This is a genomic window from Symbioplanes lichenis, assembly GCF_030709675.1.
Taxonomy (GTDB): Bacteria; Actinomycetota; Actinomycetes; order Mycobacteriales; family Micromonosporaceae; genus Actinoplanes; species Actinoplanes lichenis.
The window spans coordinates 41,597-60,088 of the sequence record NZ_JAUZQD010000022.1 but is presented as its reverse complement, the minus strand read 5'-3'; the positions used below and the strand labels follow the sequence as shown (position 1 = coordinate 60,088).

The following is an 18,492-nucleotide window of genomic DNA, read 5'->3' as shown; positions in this document are numbered from 1 at the left end:
GGCCCGGGCTCAGCCGGCGTCCTGCCGGGATGAAGTCAGCAGCCGGTGGTGGCGCTGGGCGGCCATCCGGACCGGGGCGTTGGCGGCGCCCGAGCCGTCGTGGCCGCCGCGGCGCTCGACGATCTCGAAGAAGACGCGGCCGCCGAGGACCGGGGTGTAGAGGTGCAGCAGTTCGCCGCCGTGGGGGTCGCGGTCGTAGAGCAGGCCGTACCGGCGCAGGGTGGCCAGCTGCCCGGCGGGCAGGGCGAAGCGGGCGTCGAGGTCGGCGTAGTAGTTGTCCGGCACCGGGAGGACGGGGGCGCCGATCGCCGCGGCGGTGGCCTTGATGTCGGCGGTGCGGAAGGCGACGTGCTGCGGGTCGGTGACGGCGGGCGCCCAGCCGCCGCGGTGCAGGAGGGCGACGGTGAGGGCGATGCGCACCGTACGCGCGGCGTTGGCGACGTCGTGGGTGCGCATCATCCCGTACGGGGCCGCGAACTCCTCGCCGAGGAAAGAGGTGAGGTCGGACAGGCCCAGCACCGAGCGGTAGAACAGCCGCGCCTCGTCGAAGTGGTCGAACGGCTGCGACAGCCCGAGGTGATCGGTGGCGAGCAGCCCCGCCCCGGGCGCCGCCGGCTCGCCGGTCGCCAGGAAGTCCCGGCGCCACACGTCGCCGGGGCCGGTCACGAAAACGCTCGCCCCGTCGGGCGCCGTGATCGCGGCCAGTTCCGCCTCGCCGGGGCCGCGGACGTTCGGGTGGGCCGGGGCGAGCAGGGCCTCCGCGCGTACGAGGGAATGGCGGGGCTCCGCCGACGTCACCGCGAACGCGCTGACGCGAGCCGGACCCGGCGTGGTGACCGCGCTGTTGAGCACGATCCGGCAGGCCTGTTGCTCCCAGAGCTCGACCGGTTTGGTGCGGTGCCGGCCGGTGTGCGCGAAGCCGAGGCGGCGCAGCGTGTCCCGCAGCTCGGGGCCGGTGCGGTGGTCGACGGCGAGCTCGGTGAAGGCGTGCCCGGCCAGCTCGGGGGCCGGCGGGAGCCGCTCCTCCTCCAGCGCGATCAGCGAGCGCATGGCGTCGACCGCGGTCCGGTACGGGTCCGCCTGCCGGAACACGTCGTTGAACACCTCGAGCGACAGCGGCCCGCCGTAGCCCGCCGCCCGGGCCAGGGCCACGAACCGGGGCAGGTCGAAGGCGCCCTGCCCGGGGAACAGCCGGTGGTGCCGGCTCCACTGCAGCACGTCCATGCGCAGGCGCGGGGCGTCGGCGAGCTGGACGTGGAAGATCTTGCCGGGCGTGATGCCCGCGATGCCCGCCGGGTCGGAGTCGCGGGAGAGCACGTGGAAGGAGTCGAGGCAGAGCCCGAGCGCGGGGTGCCCGGCCCGCTGCACGATGCGCCACGAGTGGTCCCACGTGGAGACGTGCCGGCCCCAGGCGAGCGCCTCGTAGGCGACGCGGATCCCGTGCTCCGCCGCCCGGTCGGCCAGCAGGGCGAGCTGCTCGGCCGCCAGGTCGTCGTCGGCGCGGGTGTCCGGGGACACCGAGGAGCAGACGAGCAGGGTGTCCGCGCCGAGCCCGGCCATGACGGCGAACTTGCGCTCGGCGCGGGCCAGGTTCGCGCGCAGGAGCGCGGGTGGTACGGCCTCGAAGTCGCGGAACGGCTGGTAGAGGTCGATCGTCAGGCCCAGATCGGCGCAGCGGGCGCGGATCTCGGCGGGCGAGCGGGGCGACACGACGAGGTCGTTCTCGAAGAGCTCGATGCCGTCGAAGCCGGCGGCCGCCGCGGCGGCGAGCTTGTCGTCGAGCGTGCCGGAGAGGCACACCGTCGCGATGCCGCGGGTCATGGCCGCAGGTACCGGGTGAGCAGGTCCCCGAGCATCTCGCGGTAGTGCGCGCGGCGGGCCGGGTCGAGCAGGTCGCGGCCGAACAGGGCGCCGAAGGTGTGCCGGTTGGCGACCCGGAAGAAGCAGAACGAGCTGATCAGCATGTGCACGTCGAGGGCGTCCACACCGGAGCGGAAGACCCCCTCGCGGCGGCCGCGCTCGAGGACGCCGCGCAGCAGGTCGACGGCGGAGCTGTTCGCCCCGGCGAGGCGGGTCACGTGCGCGGCGTGCTGGGCGTTCTCCGCGCCGACCAGTTTGACGAAGGCGGGATGGGCCTCGTGGTGCTCGAAGGTCACCTCGGCGATGCGGCGCACGGCGGCGACGGGGTCGAGGTGGTCGACGTCGACGGCGCGTTCGGCGGCGCGGATCTGCGCGTACGCCCGCTCCAGCACCGCCTGGTAGAGCTGCTCCTTGCCGCCGAAGTAGTAGTAGATCATCCGCTTGGTCGTGCGGGTCCGCGCCGCGATCTCGTCGACCCGGGCGCCGCCGTAGCCGCGCTCGGCGAACTCGCCGGTGGCCACGTCCAGGATGTCCGCCCGCGTCCGGTCGGCGTCACGTTGCCTCTCCACGCTCAGGAGCATCGTTCCCTCCACGCCTCTTGACAGTGACCTGCGCCACAGCTGATAACTAACGTACCAGTTCGTACATTGAGAGAGGTAGATCTCATGGTGAGGTGTGGCCTGATCGGTGCGGGGATCGGGGCGTCGTTGTCGCCGGCCCTGCACCAGACCGAGGCGGCTCACCAGGGGCTCGACCTGAGCTACACGCTGTTCGACCGGGACCGGGCGCCCGGCGCCGCGCTGGATCAGGCCCAGCGCGGCGGCTTCGCCGGGGTCAACGTCACCCATCCGTTCAAGCAGCAGGTGATCCCGCTGCTCGATCAGCTGTCCCCGCAGGCCCGGGCGATCGGCGCGGTCAACACGGTGGTCTTCCGCGCCGGGCGGCGGTACGGCTACAACACCGACGCGTACGGGTTCACCGAGTCCTTCCGCACGCAGTTGCCGGACGCCGCGACCGGTCACGTCGTGCAGCTGGGCGCGGGCGGAGCGGGGGCCGCCTGTGCGTACGCTCTCCTCGGCCTGGGCGCCGGCCGGCTCACCGTCGTCGACCCGGACCCTGACCGGCTCTCGTCCCTCGCGGCGGCGCCCTTCGCCGGCCCGGAACGCCTCGCCTTCGCCGGCCCGGAACGCCTCGCCTTCGCCGGTCCGGAACGCCTGCCCGAGCTCGTGGCCACCACCGACGGCATCGTCAACGCCAGCCCGGTCGGCATGCACTCGCACCCCGGCTCACCCGTCCCCGCCGGACTCCTCCACGGTGGCCTGTGGGTCGCCGACATCGTCTATCTGCCCGTGGACACCGAACTGCTGCGCACCGCCCGGGCCGCCGGGGCGCGGGCGGCCGGCGGCGCGGCGATGTGCGCCTTCCAGGCCGCCGCCGCGTTCGAGCTGTTCACCGGGCGCGCCCCCGGCACCGCCCGGATGCTGCGGCACGTCGCCGACCTCATTGGAGCGCCCCATGAGCACGACCACCATCCACACCCGTGAACTGCCCGAACCCCTGCCCCTGCGCCGCATGGTGGGCCCCGGCGTCGTCGCCGTCGGCATCGGCATGGCCGCCGGCGAGATCATCCTCTGGCCGTACCTGACCGCGATCGGCGGCCTCGGCCTGCTCTGGCTCGCCTTCACCACCCTGGCCGTGCAGTTCGTCATCAACATGGAGATCGAGCGCTACACCCTCGCGACCGGGCAGACCGCCGTCGCCGGCTTCTCCCGCTGGTGGAAGGGCTGGGGCATCCTCATCTGCCTGGCCGGCGCCTTCCAGTACGTCTGGCCGGGCTGGGCGACCAGCGGCTCCACCGTCTTCACCTACCTGGTCGGCGGGGGCGACCCGGTGTGGATCACCGTCGGCGTCCTCGTGGCCATCGGCGTCCTCCTGACCTTCTCCAAGGTCATCTACACGACGGTCGAGCGGGTCGAGACGGCCAAGGTGGCGCTGACACTGTTCTTCCTGGTCGTCGTGGTCGTCTTCGTGATCTCCCTGTCCACGTGGGGCGCCGGGGCCAAGGCGACCGTCACGGAGTTCGGCCGGATACCCGGCGGCATCTCGTTCACCCTGCTGCTGAGCGCGATCGGTGCGGCCGGCGCCGGGGGCGTCCACAACCTGGTCCTGAGCAACTGGATCCGCGACAAGCGCTACGGCATGGGCGCCCACGTCCCGCAGCTGGTGTCGCCCGTGACCGGCCGGGTGGAGGCCGCCGGCGCCGACCTCTACACCTTCCCGCCGGACTCCCAGGACCGCTGGACGGTCTGGTGGCGGCGGGCCAACCTCGAGCACCTCGTCACCTTCGTCGCGGTGTGCTTCGTGACGATCGGCGTGATGAGCCTGCTCGCCTACGAGACCCTCTTCGGCCGCGACGACCTCACGAACGACCCGTCCTTCCTGCGCATCCAGGCCGGCATCTTCGCCACCGAGGTCGGCACCTGGCTCAAAATCCTCTTCCTGGCCGTCGCCGCGGTGTCGCTGTGGGCGGCCGCGATGGGCCTGCTCGACATCATCGGCCGCCTCGCCGCCGACTTCCTGCGCCGCAACTATCTCGCCGCATCGGCCCGCTGGACCGAGCCCCGCCTCTACCTGACCGTCGTCTGGGCCGAGATCGTGCTCGGCTCGCTGATCCTGCTGGCCGGCTTCACCCAGCCGCTCGGCCTGCTCATCGTCTCGACGTGCGCGGCCTCGGTGGTCACGCTGCTCTACTCGGTCCTGCTGGTGCGTCTCAACACCCGAGACCTTCCTTCCCCCGTACGCCTGCGGGGCTGGCGCCTCGGCGGGATGCTCGCCGCGATCGCGTTCTACGGCTTCTTCGCCGTCGCCATGGTCGTCACCCAGCTCCAGCGCCTGTGACTCAGGTCGGCTCGCACACCAAGGGATACTCGGTCTCGGAGCAGGGCCGGTTGCCGAACTCGCGCAGGATGTCCTTGCCGCCCTGGTCGGTGAGATACCGCAGGAAGCCCGCCGCGATCGAGTCGGACGGCAGCTCCCCGAACGTGTAGGCGATCTCCGTCTGCCAGTACGGGTATCTGCCGTCCTCGACGCCGGCCGGCGTGGCGGGCACCTGGCCGATGCGCACCTGGACGACCTGCTTGGCGGTGGCGGCGTTGCTCACCTCGCTCATGCCGAGTGCCCCGGGGACCTCCGCGACCGTCTCCAGCAGCGCCTGGGTGCTGTCGGCCTCGCAGCTGCCGGGCTTGTCCCTGCCCAGCGCCGCGCAGTCGGGCGTGCTGGGCGGCGGGACGCCGATCCGCGTGGCGCTGCCCGGGTCGTTGAGGACACGCTCGACGAGCGCCTGCAGCGTGCCCGAGGTGCTCGAGCGGTTGACCAGGTTGACCGGCAGGTCGGCGCCCTTCACGTCGGACCAGTTGGTGATCCGGCCCGCGTAGATGTCGCGGATCTGGGACAGGGTCAGCGTCCGGACCCGGGCGTCCGGGTTGATCACCAGCGTGTAGAGCGAGTACGCGACGGGCCGGGCCAGCAGCTGCGGGTGCGGGCCCGCCGGCTCGCCGTCGTGGAAGGTGAGGTGGTTGCCGACGCCGGTGGTCCCCAGTTCGCCGGCGTCGTTGCCGGCGGCCTCCAGCGTCGTGATGCCGGCGCCGCTGCCCTGGAAGTCCGTGGCGTCGATGCGCGCGCCCTTGGCGGCGCAGAGGCGCTGATAGGTCTCGGCGGCCCGGCGGACGGAGGGCTCGAAGGCGGTGGAGCCGTGCAGGTGCAGCGTGCCGCCGACGCAGTCCAGCGGCGGCGGGTCCTGCCGGCCGAAGAGCGTCAGCCCCGACTGGGCGAGCACGGCCGTGGCCAGCAGGCCGATGAGGACCAGCGCCGCCCCCGAGGCGAAGGTGTGGCTCTCGGTGCGCCGGGCCCGTTTCCACGGGGACCAGCGGTGCCGGCGCGCGGGCCGGGCGCGGTCGCGTGCGGGCCGCCGGAAGCGCCAGGCGAGCAGGTCCCCCTCGAAGACCGGCGGCTCGAACGGGTCCCCGACCTCGCCGGTCGTGCGCTCCAGCACCACCATGACCTTGTAGTAGTCGCCGTTGTTGAGCTTGACCTTCGGCAGCCGGAGCACGCCGGCCTTGCCCTCCTGCTCCTCCTCCTTGCCGAACCCGGGCCTCTCCCCGGCACTCGTGGTGAAGAAGTGCACCAGGGCGTCGTCGCTGTAGTCGGTCAAGGCCATGCCGACGACGCGCCTGCCCTTGAACTTGACCCACAGGCCGGGCGAGTCGTCGCCCGGCGCCAGGTAGTCACCCTCGTCGATCTCCATCCATCCGGCGTTCTCGATCCGGATGAGGACGAACGAGGGATCGGTGAGCGCCTTGTCCCCGTTGGCCCCGATGCGCCGCAGCACCTCGGCGTCGGGCGTCTGCGTGGTGCCCGAGGCCCGCGAGTCCATCTGGACGCGATAGCCGAGCTTCTTGCGCCGCACGACCGCGAACTCCCAGACGAACGCGAGCAGCGGCACAGCGACGCTGAGCAGGGCGATGGTCGTATTGAGAGTCAATGTCACCGTGAGGCCCCCGAAACTCTCGCTCCACAGCGGAGAATCCAGGGTGCACGGCGCCGGGAAACGCGGCGGGTAACGCCCGGTGAACAACTGCCCGGGAGATTCGCCCCGCGGTCGCCGGTGGGCCCCGGGCGCGCCCGATCGGGCAGAGATCCTCCCCCGCGGGCCATTCAGCGCCGCTCGCGGGCGCCGGGCGTGCCAGATTCGATCTTCATCCGCCGACGAGGGAGTCACATGGCGAAGATCATCGTTGCCGCGCCACCGGTACCGGGCGAGTTCGGCCCGATGCTGCACGTGGCCCGGGCGCTCGCCGCTCGCGGCCACCGGATCACTGTGCTGTCGGGCACGCTCTTCCGGGCCGCGACGGAGGCGGCCGGGCTGACGTTCGCGCCGCTCACGGGGGAGGCCGACTACGACATCCGGGAACTGGTCGCCGACCGCGAGCGGCTGGGCCTGGCGCCGGGCCCCGAGCAGCTGAACCACGACTGGATCCATGCGTTCGCCGATCCGATGCCCGAGGAGCACCGGGCCTTGCAGGCCCTGCTCGACGAGGACCCGGACCAGTACCTGGTCTGCAACGTGCTGTTCCTCGGCGCGCTGCCGCTGCGGTACGGCGTGCCGGGCCGGCGCCCGCTCGGCTGGGTCGGCGTCAGCGTCGTCGGCCTCGCCGTCAGCAGCGACGACACCACCTTCTTCGGCCCGGTCCCGGCCGCGGACGCGGACGCGGCGAAGGCCGCCAACCGGGCCGGCAACGCCCAGTTCGCCGCAGCGCTCGGGCCGTCCCGCGACCGGGTGGCCGAGCTGCTGGCCGGGATGGGGGCCACCGAGCCGTTCACCGAGTCGTTCGTCGACGGGACCTACACCGCGCCGGACGCCACGGCCGTGCTGAGCGTGCCGGGCTTCGAGTTCCACCGCAGCGACCTGCCCGGATCGATCCACCTGGTGGGCGCCCTGCCGCCGCTGCCGCCCGGCGACTGGGAGCCGCCGTCGTGGTGGGCGGAGCTCGACGGGTCGCGCCCGGTCGTGGTCGTCACGCAGGGCACCCTCGCCAACCACGACCTGTCGCAGCTGGTCGAGCCCGCGCTCGCCGGCCTCGCCGATCAGGACGTCACGGTCGTGGCGGCCCTGGGCGGCGCGGATCCCGCCGCGCTGACGATCCCGGTGCCCGGCAACGCCCGCGTGGCCGGCTACATCCCGTTCGCCGAGCTGCTGCCGAAGGCGAGCATCCTGATCACGAACGGCGGCGCCGGCGGCACGCAACAGGCCCTGGCGGCCGGCGTCCCGGTGATCGTGGCCGGCGAGACCGAGGACAAGCCCGCCAATGCCGCCCGGGTCGCCCACCACCGGCTCGGCATCGATCTGGCCACCGCGACCCCGGCCCCGGAGGCGGTGGCCGGGGCGACCGCCGCTCTGCTGCGCGACGACGAGATCCGCGAGAACGTCGCCCGGCTCGCGAAGGTCTACGCCGAGCACGACCCGGTGGCCGAGATCGAGCGTCTCCTGCTGGGCTGACCCGGGACCGGGCCCGGTGCGCCCGGCCGCGCACCGGGCCCGCCGCTCAGAGGGTCAGTCTCCAGTTGTCGAGGAAGCCGCCCTCCTCGTTGCCGTTGAGCAGATCCTCGACGACGAGCCGCCACTCGCCGTTCGCCGGACGGCCGGACAGGTCGGCGATGTACGTACGGAAGATGTTGGCCTGTCCCGACGAGCGCAGCTGCTGCAGGTCGATGCGCTCGCCGTCCGGGGCGAGCAGATAGAGGCCCAGGTCCCGTTCCCACGGGTGCACCACGCGCACCTCGATGTAGCTCGCCGCCGACGGTGCCCGGTCGCAGCCGCTCACCGTGATCGGGCTCTCCACCGTGGCGCGCTCGGGGATCGGCACGTCGGCCGGGGCCAGGCCGCCGCACACCGGCCCGGGCAGCTGCTCACCGCCCAGGTCGAGGACCCACGAATCGAAACTGCCGACGTCGTACGGGCCGTTGTCCAGGAAGGCGAGCTTCCACACCCCGTCCGCGGGCTCGGCGGACAGGTCGACGGTGAACGTGTAGCTGATCGCGTCGGCGTCGTCGCCCTCGCGCTCGAGCAGGTCGTACCGCCGGCCGCTCGGGGCGACGAGCTCGACCGTGAGGTCCCCGACGTACCCGTGCTCGGCGTGCACCTCGACCGTGCTGTCCGCCGCACCGGACGCGCCGCAGCCGGTGATCGTCACCGGGATCTCGGTCCAGTTCGACTCGGCGAGCGGCGTGTCGGTGTCGTTCGCGCCGATACATCCGGGCGTCGCCGTGACCGTCAGGGTGAGGCGCGCTGCCCGGGTCACCATGGCGCTCGCCCCGGTCACCACCAGCCGGTACGTGCCGGGTGCCGTCCGCGCGGTCGTGCTGATCGTGAGCGCGTCCCCGTCGAACGCCGCCGTCGCGCCGGCCGGAAGCCCGTTCGCCTTCCACGTGACCGGCTGTCCCGCGGTGAGGGTGGTCGTGACACTGTCGCCGGCACTGACGGTCGCGGCGGAAGGAGTGACCGCCACGGCGAAGTCACCGGCCGGTGGTGTCGCATCGACGTGCAGCAACCTGTTCGGCGTCCCGGCGCCGGGTTCGCCGACGACGCCGGTGGTGGCGCCGGCGGTCAGCTCGTCCGCCACCTGCGCCGGCGTGTAGTCCGGGTGGTCGGCGAGGATCAGCGCGGCCGCCCCGGTGACGTGCGGGGCGGCCATCGACGTGCCGCTGCCGGTCGCGGTGGCGGTGTCGCTGCCGATCGACGACGAGACGATGTCCACGCCCGGGGCGAACAGGTCGACGCAGGGGCCGATGTTCGAGAAGGCGGCCCGCTGGTCGTCGGGCCCCGTGGCGCCCACGGTGATCGCGGCGGGCACCCCGGCGGGGGAGTTGGCGCAGGCGTCGGCCCCGGAGTCGTTGCCGGCCGAGACCACGTACGTGATCCCGTCCGCGATCGACCGCGTGATCGCCTCCTCCTCCGGGGCGTACCGGCGGCCGTTGAGGCTCATGTTGGCCACCGCCGGCGTGCCCGCGGCGTGATCCGCGGTGACCCAGTCGATGCCCGCCATTACCGTCGCGGTCGTGCCGGTGCCCTGGCAGTCGAGGACGCGCACGGCGACGAGCTCGACGTTCTTCGCCACCCCGTACGTCGTCCCGCCGATCGTCCCGGCCACGTGCGTGCCGTGCCCCTTGCAGTCGGTGGCGGTGTCGTCGTTGTCGATGAAGTCGCGCCCCGATCGGATCCGCCCGGCGAAGTCGCTGTGCGGAAGATTGATGCCGCCGTCGATCACGTACGCGGTCACCACCGGATCGCCCGGCCGGTAGCGGTAGCTGCCGTCGACCGGCAGCGCGCGCTGGTCGATCCGGTCCAGCCCCCACGACGGCACCGGCGCCTGCACGTCCGACGCGGTGACCGTGTGGGTCTGAGTGACCGACGCGACCGCGGGATCGGCGGCCAGCTGCCGCGCGGCGCGCTCGCCGAGCCGGGCCTCGAAACCCCGCAAGGCATGACTGTACGTACGCACGACCGCCCCGCCCCGCGCGGACGCCAGCGCCCGGGCCGTCTCCTCGACCGCGCCGGTGCGCTCTTTCAGCACCACGATGTACGACCCCTCGACGGCAGTGGCCCCGCCGGCCGCCCGGATCGTCCCCTCGGGCTCCGCCGCGTGCGCGGGCGCCCCGATCCCGGCGGCCAGCAGGGCCACCACCACGCCGATGCTTCTTCTCCGCACGTTTCCTCCCTGGTCGGACAGCAGCCCCAGGCTAGGAGAAAACGGTCAGTCAATGCATCAGCGTCGATTTAAGTGTCAACTTCTCTGCCCGTTCAGGCGCAAGCGGTGCCGTTCGCGGTGAAGGCCGCCGGGGCGGGGTTGGATCCGGTGTGGGTGCCGTTGAATCCCAGCGACACCGCGCCGCCCGGGGCCACGGTCGCGTTGTACGAGGCGTTGCGCAGGGTGACCGCACTGCCGGACTGGGTGGACGTGGCGTTCCAGGCCTGGCCGACGGTCTGGCCGGCGGCGAAGGCGAAGCCGAGGGTCCAGCCGCTCCAGGCCGTACTCCCGGTGTTGGTGATGGTGATCGCGGCGGTGAATCCGTTGTTCCATTGACTGGCCACGGAATAGGTCACTTCGCATCCGGCCGGTGCGGGAGGCGTGGTCGTGCCGCCCAGGGCCTCGGCGACGGCCTGGTAAGCGGGCTTGGCGGCGTAGTTGTCGTCCCAGAGCAGGGCCGCGCCCTGGCCCGGGAAGACGCCGGGGATCCAGGAGTACTTGTCGGTGACACCCCAGACGGTGACGCCCTGGCAGCGGGTGACCGCCAGGCAGTTCGTGACGACCGCGCGGTAGTCCGACGCCTGCTGGGCCAGCTTCGTGGCGTCGGGCGGGGTGGCCATGCGGATGTCGAGCTCGGTGACGCGGACGTCGACGCCCAGGTCGGCGAAGCGTTGCAGGTTGGCGCGCATGTCGCCGGGGACCTGGCCGAGGATGAGGTGGGCCTGGAAGCCGACGCAGTCGATCGGGACGCCCTGGGCCTTGAAGTCGCGGACCAGGTTGTAGATCGCGGTGCTCTTCGCGCCGATGTTCTCGATGCTGTAGTCGTTGATGCAGAGCTTGGCGCCCGGGTCGGCGGCGCGGGCGGCCCGGAAGGCGTCGGCGATGTATCCGTCGCCGAGCTTGGTCTGGAAGACCGAGCTGCGCCGGGATCCGTCGCCGTTGTCGGAGAACGCCTCGTTGACGACGTCCCACGAGCCGACCTTGCCCTTGAAGTGGGTGGCGACGGTGGTGACGTGGTTGAGCATCGCCGTGCGCAGGGCGGTCGCGTCCAGGCCGGACACCCAGTTCGGGAGCTGGCTGTGCCAGACGAGCGTGTGGCCGTACAGCTCCTTGCCGGTCTGGGCGGCGTAGGCCGCGACCGTGTCGCCGGCGGTGAAGGTGAACTGGCCCTGGGTGGGCTCGGTGGCGTCCCACTTCATGGCGTTCTCGGGGACGACGAGATTGAACTCGGTGTCGGCGATGGTCTTGTAGGCCGCCTCGCCGAGCCGGTTGGGATCCAGCGCGACGCCGATGTCGACGCCCTTCGCCGTGGCGAGCTGGGCCAGCGACGTGGCGGCCGCGGCCGGGGCCGCGACGAGCGTGCCGGCCAGGGCCGCGATGGCGATGAGTGCGGGGAGCCGCATGACATTCCTCCCTCGTGTGGATGCGCTCCCACGTGGGTCTCCTATGCCTACCGGCGGCGGCGTCACCTGTCAATATCGTCGTAGGTCGATGAATTTGTGTCCGGCTCTTGACGAGCGTGTGACGGGGCGCACACAGTCTTGGGAGCGCTCCCACCCCCTTCGTCCGACCGGAAAGGCCACCATGCGACTCAGAGCCCTCCGGGCCGGCGGCGCCGTGCTCCTCGGCGCCGGCCTGGTTCTCACCGCCTCCCCACCGCCCGCCTTCGCCGCCGCCGGCTGCACGGTCACCTACAAGGTGGCCAGCCAGTGGACCGGCGGCTTCACCGGGGACATCGCGATCACGAACACCGGCGACCCGGTCAGCACGTGGTCGCTCGAGTACGACTTCCCCGACGCCGGCCAGAAGGTGACCCAGGGCTGGAGCGGCACCTACTCCCAGAGCGGCGCCCACGTCACCGTGGCCAACGTCGCCTGGAACGGCAGCCTCGGCACCGGTGCGACCGTGAACACCGGCTTCAACGGCACGTTCACGTCGGCGAACCCGCTGCCCACGGCCTTCAGCCTCAACGGCACCCCGTGCAACGGGGCCGCGGCCGCACCCACCGTGGCGATCAGCGCCCCGGCCGCGAACACCCGCTACACCGCGCCCGCCTCGATCCCGATCACCGCCACGGCCGCTGCCTCCGGCGGCCGGACGATCAGCAAGGTCGAGTTCTACCACGACGGACTGCTGCTGGGTACGGACACCAGCGCCCCGTACGCGTACACCTGGACCGGCGTCCCCGCGCAGACCGCGGCCTACCGGGTCCAGGCGGTGTCCTTCGACTCCGGCGGCGCCCGCAGCACCACGGCCGACGTCCCCGTCTTCGTCGACGCCTCCGCGAACCCGGCCGTCGTCGCCACCCCGTCGTCGGTGACCGTGGCGCCGGGCAAGTCGACGCCGGTGGCTCTGAAGCTGTCGAAGGCGCCCGCCGCGAGTGTCACGGTGTCCGTCGCGCGTACCGCGGGATCCACCGCCGTCTCCGCCAGCCCCGCCTCGCTGACCTTCACCACGGCCAACTGGAACACCGCCCAGACGGTCGGCGTCGCCGCCACCACGTCGGCCGCGCTCAACAGCACGGCGACCTTCTCGGCGAGCGGGACCGGCGTCGACGCGGCCACGATCAGCGCGTCCGTGCTGGCGGAGGGCAGTGCCAACGCCCGCTTCGCGCAGCTCTACGCGGACCTGAAGAACCCGGCCAACGGCTACTTCAGCCAGGAGGGCGTGCCCTACCACTCGATCGAGACGCTGATCGACGAGGCGCCCGACCACGGGCACGAGACGACCTCCGAGGCGTTCAGCTACTGGCTGTGGCTCGAGGCCGAGCACGGTCAGGTGACGGGGGAGTGGGCGCCGTTCAACACCGCGTGGCAGACGATGGAGAAGTACATCATCCCGTCGCACGCCGACCAGCCCACCAACGACAAGTACGACCCGTCGAAGCCGGCCACCTACGCGGCCGAGTACCCGCAGCCGTCGCAGTACCCGTCGAAGCTCGACCCGTCGGTGTCGGTCGGCCAGGATCCGCTGGCCAACGAACTGAAGACGACGTACGGCACCTCGGACATCTACGGCATGCACTGGCTCCTGGACGTCGACAATGTGTACGGCTTCGGGCACTGTGGCGACGAGACGACCCGGGTCGTCTACATCAACACGTTCCAGCGCGGCCCGCAGGAGTCGACCTTCGAGACCGTGCCCCAGCCGTCCTGCGACACGTTCGCGCACGGTGGCCCGAACGGCTATCTCGACCTGTTCACGCAGGATGCCTCGTACGCGAAGCAGTGGAAGTACACCAACGCGCCCGACGCGGACTCCCGCGCCGTGCAGGCGGCCTACTGGGCGTACACCTGGGCCACCGAGCAGGGCAAGGCCTCGCAGATCTCCGCGGCCGTGGCCAGCGCCGCCAAGATGGGTGACTACCTGCGCTACTCGTTCTACGACAAATACTTCAAGAACCCCGGATGTACGTCCACCAGCTGCGCGGCGGGCACCGGCAAGAGCAGCTCCAACAACCTCATGAGCTGGTACTACGCCTGGGGCGGCGCGACCGACACGAGCGCCGGCTGGGCCTGGCGGATCGGATCCAGCACGAGCCACTTCGGGTACCAGAACCCGATGGCCGCCTGGGTCCTCTCCAACGTCTCGGCGCTCACCCCGAAGTCGTCGACGGCCAAGGCCGACTGGCAGGCGTCGCTCACCCGGCAGCTCGAGTTCTACCAGTGGCTGCAGTCCTCCGAGGGCGCCATCGCGGGCGGCGCCACGAACAGCTGGAACGGCTCCTACCAGGCGCCCCCGTCCGGCACCCCGACGTTCTACGGCCTGTCCTACGTCGAGGCCCCGGTCTACGCCGACCCGCCGTCCAACCGCTGGTTCGGCATGCAGACGTGGTCGCTCGAACGGCTCGCCGAGTACTACTATCTGACCGGCGACACCAAGGCGAAGTCGGTCCTCGACAAGTGGGTGCCGTGGGCGCTCGCCAACACCACGATCGGATCCACGTCGTTCGCGATCCCGTCCGACCTGGCGTGGACCGGCAAGCCCGACACCTGGAACGCATCCAACCCGGGCGGCAACAGCGGCCTGCACGTCACCGTGACGAGCACCGGCCAGGACCTGGGCGTCGCGGGCTCCCTCGCGAAGCTGCTGACCTACTACGCCGCCAAGTCCGGCAACGCCGCCGCGAAGACGGCCGCCAAGGGGCTGCTCGACGCGATCTGGGCGTACAAGGACAGCAAGGGCGTGTCGGTCACCGAGACCCGGGCCGACTACAACCGCATGGACGACGTCTACGACCCGGCCACCGGCCAGGGCATCTACATCCCGCCGGGCTGGTCCGGCACCATGCCCAACGGCGACGCCATCAAGCCCGGCGTCTCCTTCCTCGACATCCGCTCCTTCTACAAGAACGACCCCGACTACCCGAAGGTCGACGCCTACCTGAAGGGCGGGCCGGCCCCGACCTTCAACTACCACCGCTTCTGGGCCCAGGTCGACGTGGCCACCGGCTACGCCGACTTCGCCCGCCTCTTCCCGAACGGCTGATCCAGGAGCCCGGCACCGGCTCCGGCTCCCTGCGGTGACGCCGCAGCCCGAAGCCGGCGCCGGGCTCCGCCTCCGGCAAGACCCCAGCGCCGCCGCCCACCCCGGGCGGCGGCGCCTCGGCGTTCCGGGGTGGGTGGCGGCGGACGGCGATCACGCTGCGTCAACGCGGCTGGGGGAGGGGCGGCCACGGGCGTAGCGACGTCCCGGGCCCGTACTTGCCTTCTTGTCGATCTTCCTCCAGTATTTGCGAGCGCACTTCGCGTCACTTCGCTCGTTTCTGAACGGATGTGCATGTCCACAGAGGATCGTCAGCCGCCCGGACTGCGGGTCGGGGGCTGGGTGCCGCCCTATGCCGAGAACGGCACGGTCTCGTACGGGGGCGTCTTCTCCGAGGCCACCACCGAGGTGCCGCACGTGGTCGCGGCCGGCGCGGCGACCCGGCGGGACGGGCGGCGGCGGGTGCTGGTCGTCGCGGGGGCGGCGCTTGCGGTGCTGGGTGTGACAGGTGTCGCCGTGTACGAGACGGCGGGCACCACCGACGCCGCGACCGCACGCTTCGTGAACCTGCCGACGGTGCCGACCGTGCCCGCGTTCCCTGTTCCCGGGCCGTCCGTCTCGGCGTCCGGTCACGCGGCGGCGGGCATCTCCGGGTCGGCCGCGGCCTCCACGCGTACCAAGGGAAAGAAGTCCGCCCCCGCCTCCGCCGGCGCCTCCGCGGCGCCCTCGGGCTCGGTGGCCGCGCCCGCCGTCAGCTCGCCGGGCACCGCGCCCGCGACGACGACTCCCGCGGCGCCTCCGCCCGCCCCTGTCGTGCCGAGCGGGCCCTTCGTCGTCGGGGCGGCGATCTCGTTGCAGCCGGGCGGCATGGGCAGCTACCGCGTCCGGCACCGCGACTACCGCGCGCGCGTCGACCGCATCGCCTCCCGCAACAATGCCCTCGATCGCGCCGACTCGCGGTTCGTCGTGCGGGCCGGGCTGGCCGACGCGTCGTGCGTGTCGTTCGAGTCGTCGAACTATCCCGGCTACTTCCTGCGCCATCGCAACGGCGAGGTGTGGCTCGACCGGCAGACCGGCGGCAGCCTCTACGCCGGCGACGCCACCTTCTGCGCCGAGGAGCGCGGCCCGGACACCGTGGTGCTGCGATCGCACAACTATCCGTCGCGCTACCTCGCGGTGCGCCGCAGCCGGATCGATCTGAGCAGCCGCGCGACGGAGTTCACCGTACGATCGCCGCTGTGACCGCGGAGATCCTCCAACTGCTCGCCTCGCCGATCCACCGCTACGAGGGCCGTCCGGCGGCCGGTCCGCTGCCGGCCCCGGAGGGCGAGCTCACGTCGTCGGTACGCGTCCGTGCCGGCCTGGGCATCGAGGGCGACCGCTACTACGCCCAGCCCGCCCACCGCGACGCGAGCATCACCATCATGTCCGCGTCGTCGCTGCCGCCCGGCGCCGATCTCGTCCAGGCGCGCCGCAACATCCTCATAGCCGGCGTCCCGATCGACGACCTGATCGGCAAGATCCTGACCCTCGACTCCGGCGACGGCCCGGTCCGGTTGCACCTGCGGCGCCGCGCCAACCCGTGCGCCTGGATGGACGTGGTGATCGCCCCGGGCCAGTTCAAGGCCATGCGCGGCAAGGGCGGCGCCCGCTGCGTCCCCCTCGACGACGGCACCCTGCGCGTCGGCCCGGTCGAGGTCACCGTCACCGACCCCTGACAACGGGCGGCGACATGACGTCTCAGCCGTCGAACAGCAGAAGGAAGTCGCCGCCGAGACCCTCGTAGGGCTTCGCGGTGCGGGTGAGCACGTCGATCCCGTGGGTGAGGGCGTGCCAGGCCGCCGAGGCCACGGGTGCGCTGCCGACGATCCGGTGCGCCTCGGCGAGCATGCGCCAGTCGCCGGGATCGTCGGGGCGGACGACGGCGGCAGGATGGTGAACAAGCAGGTCCAGCCACTGCTTGTCCTCGTCGAGGGCGGTGGCGGCGACGCGGATCAGGCAGGGCAGCGGGACGATGACGGATCCGTGGTCACGGTCGATCTCGGCCAGCAGCTCACCGACCGCGACGGACCCACGGGTCCAGGCGGCGATCGCGGTGACGTCGAGAACGAGCTGGGGCGGGCGGTCGCTCACGCGGCGCGCAGGCGAGCGAGCGCGACGGCATTGGCGCCGTTGTCACGCTCCTCGGCGCGGCGGGCCCGGGTGCGGCGGGCGCGCTCGATGCCGTCCTCGGTGACGGGGCGGCCGTGTTCGGCGAGAACTTCCGCAAGGGGGGCGGCCTCGGTGTCCCGGGTCATGACGTCGAGGGTACGGCGCGCTCCGGTCCAGGTCGAGGCGAGAGAGCCGGCAGGACGGATGCCCATGGAGCTGGGCGAAGCGATCATTGTCGGCAATGACAGGCGATCAGGGTAGGTTCCTAGGATGCTCTGGAGGGCGTGACGGGTGGGTGGCGGGAGCACGAAAGGCCCCGGCCACGACGAGCGTGACCGGGGCCCCGGGGCAGAGCTGTTACTTCGAGAAGCGGGCGTACCTCTGGCGGAACTTCTCGACCCGGCCGGCGGTGTCGAGGAGGCGCTGCTTGCCGGTCCAGAAGGGGTGGCTGCCCGCCGAGATGTCGACGTCGAGGACCGGGTAGGTGCGGCCGTCCTCCCACTCGATCGTCTTGTCGCTCGTCGCCGTCGAGCGGGTGAGGAACGCGTAGCCGGCGCTGCGGTCGCGGTAGACGACGGGGCCGTACGTGGGGTGGATACCTGTCTTCATGAGTGACCTCCTCGGTGATCCACGGGTCTCAACGCCTGGGGCGCCGGGTTATTCCGCGGTCATCCGGACGGTCCAGCCGGTCTCGTCGCGCGCGGTGGTGACGTGGGTGCAGGTCTGGTGGGTGATCCAGAGGCCGCGGCCGGTGACGCTGCCGGCGGGCGGGGGCAGCAGGCCCGCGTACGGGTCACCGGGGCCCCGCCCGGCGTCGGTGACGGTGACGACGGCACGCCCGTCGCCGGCCCAGATGCGCACGTGGACGGGCGGGTGGCCGTACAGGAAGGCATTGGTGATCGTCTCGTTGACGGCGATGACGAGGTCGTCGAGGGACGGGGCGGGGAGGCCGGCGCCGAGCCGGCGGACGGCGGCGCGGGCCTCGGCGGGGGTGGCGTCGACGAGCGTGGCGGCGGGCGGGCCGGCCTGCAGGGGGTCCGGTGCGGCGGTGCGGCCTTCCCGCAGGAAGAGCGGCGGTTCCGTGTACGCCCGGCTGGGCTCGTGCCGATCGCCGGGCGCGGCGAAGCTGGGGTGGGTGCGGGCCACGTCGTCGAGGACGGCGGGCGGGGTGACGCGGGCGTCGTAGGGGCAGAGGCTCCACAGCGGGAAGCCGCCGAACGCGTGGTTGATCGCCGCCTCGTAGCGGGCCCAGGAGTGCCAGGTGGGCCCGGCCGTCGGAACCTCGCCGACGATGCGGATCTGGTCGACGCCGGTGGCGATGTCGCGGCTGAGCAGGGCCTGGTAGGCGCGGATGGCGGCGGCCGGCCGGGCGTACGTGGCGCCGGGGGCCAGGAACTCGACGCCGGAGCTGGGCGGGAGGACGTCACGGAGCAGGGCCGTGGTGCGGCCGCCGCACGCCACGTAGGTCGGTTCGCCCGCGACCGGGCCGCCGGCCAGGAAGGGGACGACGACGTCGAGCAGTTCGGCGTCCGAGTGGTAGCGGAGCGCCTCGTGGAAGTAGCCGGTGCGGTCGGCCGCGGCTCCGGATCTCACGGCGGAGTGGCCCCGGGCAGTGGCATCCCGCGATGCTATGCCCCGGAAAGTGACGACACCATCACTCGCCCGGGGGACCGGCCGGGAAGCCGCCCGAGCG

15 protein-coding genes are annotated in these 18,492 nt (G+C 72.3%); 6 read left to right on the top strand and 9 right to left on the bottom strand.

What is annotated here, in order from left to right:
* Positions 1 to 9 precede the first annotated feature (9 nt).
* Positions 10 to 1,821, bottom strand: a complete 1,812-nt coding sequence (locus tag RAN62_RS37890; RefSeq protein ID WP_305789704.1) for a bifunctional sugar phosphate isomerase/epimerase/4-hydroxyphenylpyruvate dioxygenase family protein — start codon at positions 1,819 to 1,821, stop codon at positions 10 to 12.
* Positions 1,818 to 2,429, bottom strand: coding sequence for a TetR/AcrR family transcriptional regulator (locus tag RAN62_RS37885; protein ID WP_305789703.1), 612 nt, complete (start codon positions 2,427 to 2,429; stop codon positions 1,818 to 1,820). The genes RAN62_RS37890 and RAN62_RS37885 overlap by 4 nt, the downstream gene beginning before the upstream one ends.
* Before the next feature lie 96 nt (positions 2,430 to 2,525).
* On the opposite strand from RAN62_RS37885, the gene RAN62_RS37880 reads away from it, so the two are divergent.
* Positions 2,526 to 3,404, top strand: a complete 879-nt coding sequence (locus RAN62_RS37880) for a shikimate dehydrogenase (protein WP_305789702.1) — start codon at positions 2,526 to 2,528, stop codon at positions 3,402 to 3,404.
* The gene (locus RAN62_RS37875) at positions 3,376 to 4,758 is read left to right on the top strand and encodes an Nramp family divalent metal transporter (RefSeq protein ID WP_305789701.1); all 1,383 of its coding nucleotides are present in this window, start codon (positions 3,376 to 3,378) and stop codon (positions 4,756 to 4,758) included. Before RAN62_RS37880 ends, RAN62_RS37875 begins: the two co-directional genes overlap by 29 nt.
* A gap of 1 nt (position 4,759) precedes the next feature.
* Here RAN62_RS37875 and RAN62_RS37870 read toward each other — a convergent pair whose 3' ends face one another.
* Positions 4,760 to 6,406 (bottom strand): substrate-binding domain-containing protein, encoded by a 1,647-nt coding sequence (locus tag RAN62_RS37870; RefSeq protein ID WP_305789700.1) that lies wholly within the window; start codon positions 6,404 to 6,406, stop codon positions 4,760 to 4,762.
* Between the two features lie 231 nt (positions 6,407 to 6,637).
* Here RAN62_RS37870 and RAN62_RS37865 point away from each other — a divergent pair, with 231 nt between their 5' ends.
* Positions 6,638 to 7,915, top strand: coding sequence for a nucleotide disphospho-sugar-binding domain-containing protein (locus RAN62_RS37865; RefSeq protein WP_305789699.1), 1,278 nt, complete (start codon positions 6,638 to 6,640; stop codon positions 7,913 to 7,915).
* A 46-nt stretch (positions 7,916 to 7,961) separates the two neighbouring features.
* Here RAN62_RS37865 and RAN62_RS37860 read toward each other — a convergent pair whose 3' ends face one another.
* Both RAN62_RS37860 and RAN62_RS37855 read right to left on the bottom strand, forming a co-directional pair.
* Positions 7,962 to 10,124 carry a S8 family serine peptidase gene (locus RAN62_RS37860; RefSeq protein WP_305789698.1) on the bottom strand — a complete coding sequence of 721 codons (2,163 nt, stop codon included), beginning with the start codon at positions 10,122 to 10,124 and terminating at the stop codon, positions 7,962 to 7,964.
* A 92-nt stretch (positions 10,125 to 10,216) separates the two neighbouring features.
* The gene (locus RAN62_RS37855; RefSeq protein ID WP_305789697.1) at positions 10,217 to 11,566 is read right to left on the bottom strand and encodes a glycoside hydrolase family 10 protein; all 1,350 of its coding nucleotides are present in this window, start codon (positions 11,564 to 11,566) and stop codon (positions 10,217 to 10,219) included.
* A gap of 181 nt (positions 11,567 to 11,747) precedes the next feature.
* Here RAN62_RS37855 and RAN62_RS37850 point away from each other — a divergent pair, with 181 nt between their 5' ends.
* The 3 genes from RAN62_RS37850 to RAN62_RS37840 all read left to right on the top strand — a co-directional run bounded on the left by RAN62_RS37850 (position 11,748) and on the right by RAN62_RS37840 (position 16,366).
* Complete coding sequence (locus RAN62_RS37850) at positions 11,748 to 14,651, top strand: glycoside hydrolase family 48 protein (RefSeq protein WP_305789696.1); 2,904 nt, start codon at positions 11,748 to 11,750, stop codon at positions 14,649 to 14,651.
* Between the two features lie 291 nt (positions 14,652 to 14,942).
* Positions 14,943 to 15,890, top strand: a complete 948-nt coding sequence (locus tag RAN62_RS37845) for an AbfB domain-containing protein (RefSeq protein WP_305789695.1) — start codon at positions 14,943 to 14,945, stop codon at positions 15,888 to 15,890.
* Positions 15,887 to 16,366, top strand: a complete 480-nt coding sequence (locus RAN62_RS37840) for a molybdenum cofactor biosysynthesis protein (protein WP_305789694.1) — start codon at positions 15,887 to 15,889, stop codon at positions 16,364 to 16,366. The genes RAN62_RS37845 and RAN62_RS37840 overlap by 4 nt, the downstream gene beginning before the upstream one ends.
* A 22-nt stretch (positions 16,367 to 16,388) precedes the next feature.
* Here the strand turns inward: RAN62_RS37840 and RAN62_RS37835 are convergent, their stop codons facing one another.
* The 4 genes from RAN62_RS37835 to RAN62_RS37820 all read right to left on the bottom strand — a co-directional run bounded on the left by RAN62_RS37835 (position 16,389) and on the right by RAN62_RS37820 (position 18,392).
* On the bottom strand, positions 16,389 to 16,781 hold the full coding sequence (locus tag RAN62_RS37835) for a hypothetical protein (RefSeq protein WP_305789693.1): 393 nt from the start codon (positions 16,779 to 16,781) through the stop codon (positions 16,389 to 16,391).
* Positions 16,778 to 16,945, bottom strand: a complete 168-nt coding sequence (locus RAN62_RS37830) for a hypothetical protein (protein ID WP_305789692.1) — start codon at positions 16,943 to 16,945, stop codon at positions 16,778 to 16,780. The genes RAN62_RS37835 and RAN62_RS37830 overlap by 4 nt, the downstream gene beginning before the upstream one ends.
* A 211-nt stretch (positions 16,946 to 17,156) precedes the next feature.
* Entirely contained in the window at positions 17,157 to 17,408 is a 252-nt protein-coding gene (locus tag RAN62_RS37825; RefSeq protein ID WP_305789691.1) for a type B 50S ribosomal protein L31, read from the bottom strand.
* A gap of 48 nt (positions 17,409 to 17,456) precedes the next feature.
* The gene (locus RAN62_RS37820) at positions 17,457 to 18,392 is read right to left on the bottom strand and encodes a sensor histidine kinase (RefSeq protein WP_305789690.1); all 936 of its coding nucleotides are present in this window, start codon (positions 18,390 to 18,392) and stop codon (positions 17,457 to 17,459) included.
* Positions 18,393 to 18,492 lie beyond the last annotated feature (100 nt).

Excerpts from the sequence above, each read along its gene's own strand:
- RAN62_RS37890 (WP_305789704.1), bottom strand. The coding sequence starts at position 1,821 with ATGACCCGCGGCATCGCGACGGTGTGCCTCTCCGGCACGCTCGACGAC.
- RAN62_RS37880 (WP_305789702.1), top strand. The coding sequence starts at position 2,526 with ATGGTGAGGTGTGGCCTGATCGGTGCGGGGATCGGGGCGTCGTTGTCG.
- RAN62_RS37875 (WP_305789701.1), top strand. The coding sequence starts at position 3,376 with ATGAGCACGACCACCATCCACACCCGTGAACTGCCCGAACCCCTGCCC.
- RAN62_RS37865 (WP_305789699.1), top strand. The coding sequence starts at position 6,638 with ATGGCGAAGATCATCGTTGCCGCGCCACCGGTACCGGGCGAGTTCGGC.
- RAN62_RS37855 (WP_305789697.1), bottom strand. The coding sequence starts at position 11,566 with ATGCGGCTCCCCGCACTCATCGCCATCGCGGCCCTGGCCGGCACGCTC.
- RAN62_RS37850 (WP_305789696.1), top strand. The coding sequence starts at position 11,748 with ATGCGACTCAGAGCCCTCCGGGCCGGCGGCGCCGTGCTCCTCGGCGCC.
- RAN62_RS37845 (WP_305789695.1), top strand. The coding sequence starts at position 14,943 with ATGTCCACAGAGGATCGTCAGCCGCCCGGACTGCGGGTCGGGGGCTGG.
- RAN62_RS37830 (WP_305789692.1), bottom strand. The coding sequence starts at position 16,945 with ATGACCCGGGACACCGAGGCCGCCCCCCTTGCGGAAGTTCTCGCCGAA.
- RAN62_RS37825 (WP_305789691.1), bottom strand. The coding sequence starts at position 17,408 with ATGAAGACAGGTATCCACCCCACGTACGGCCCCGTCGTCTACCGCGAC.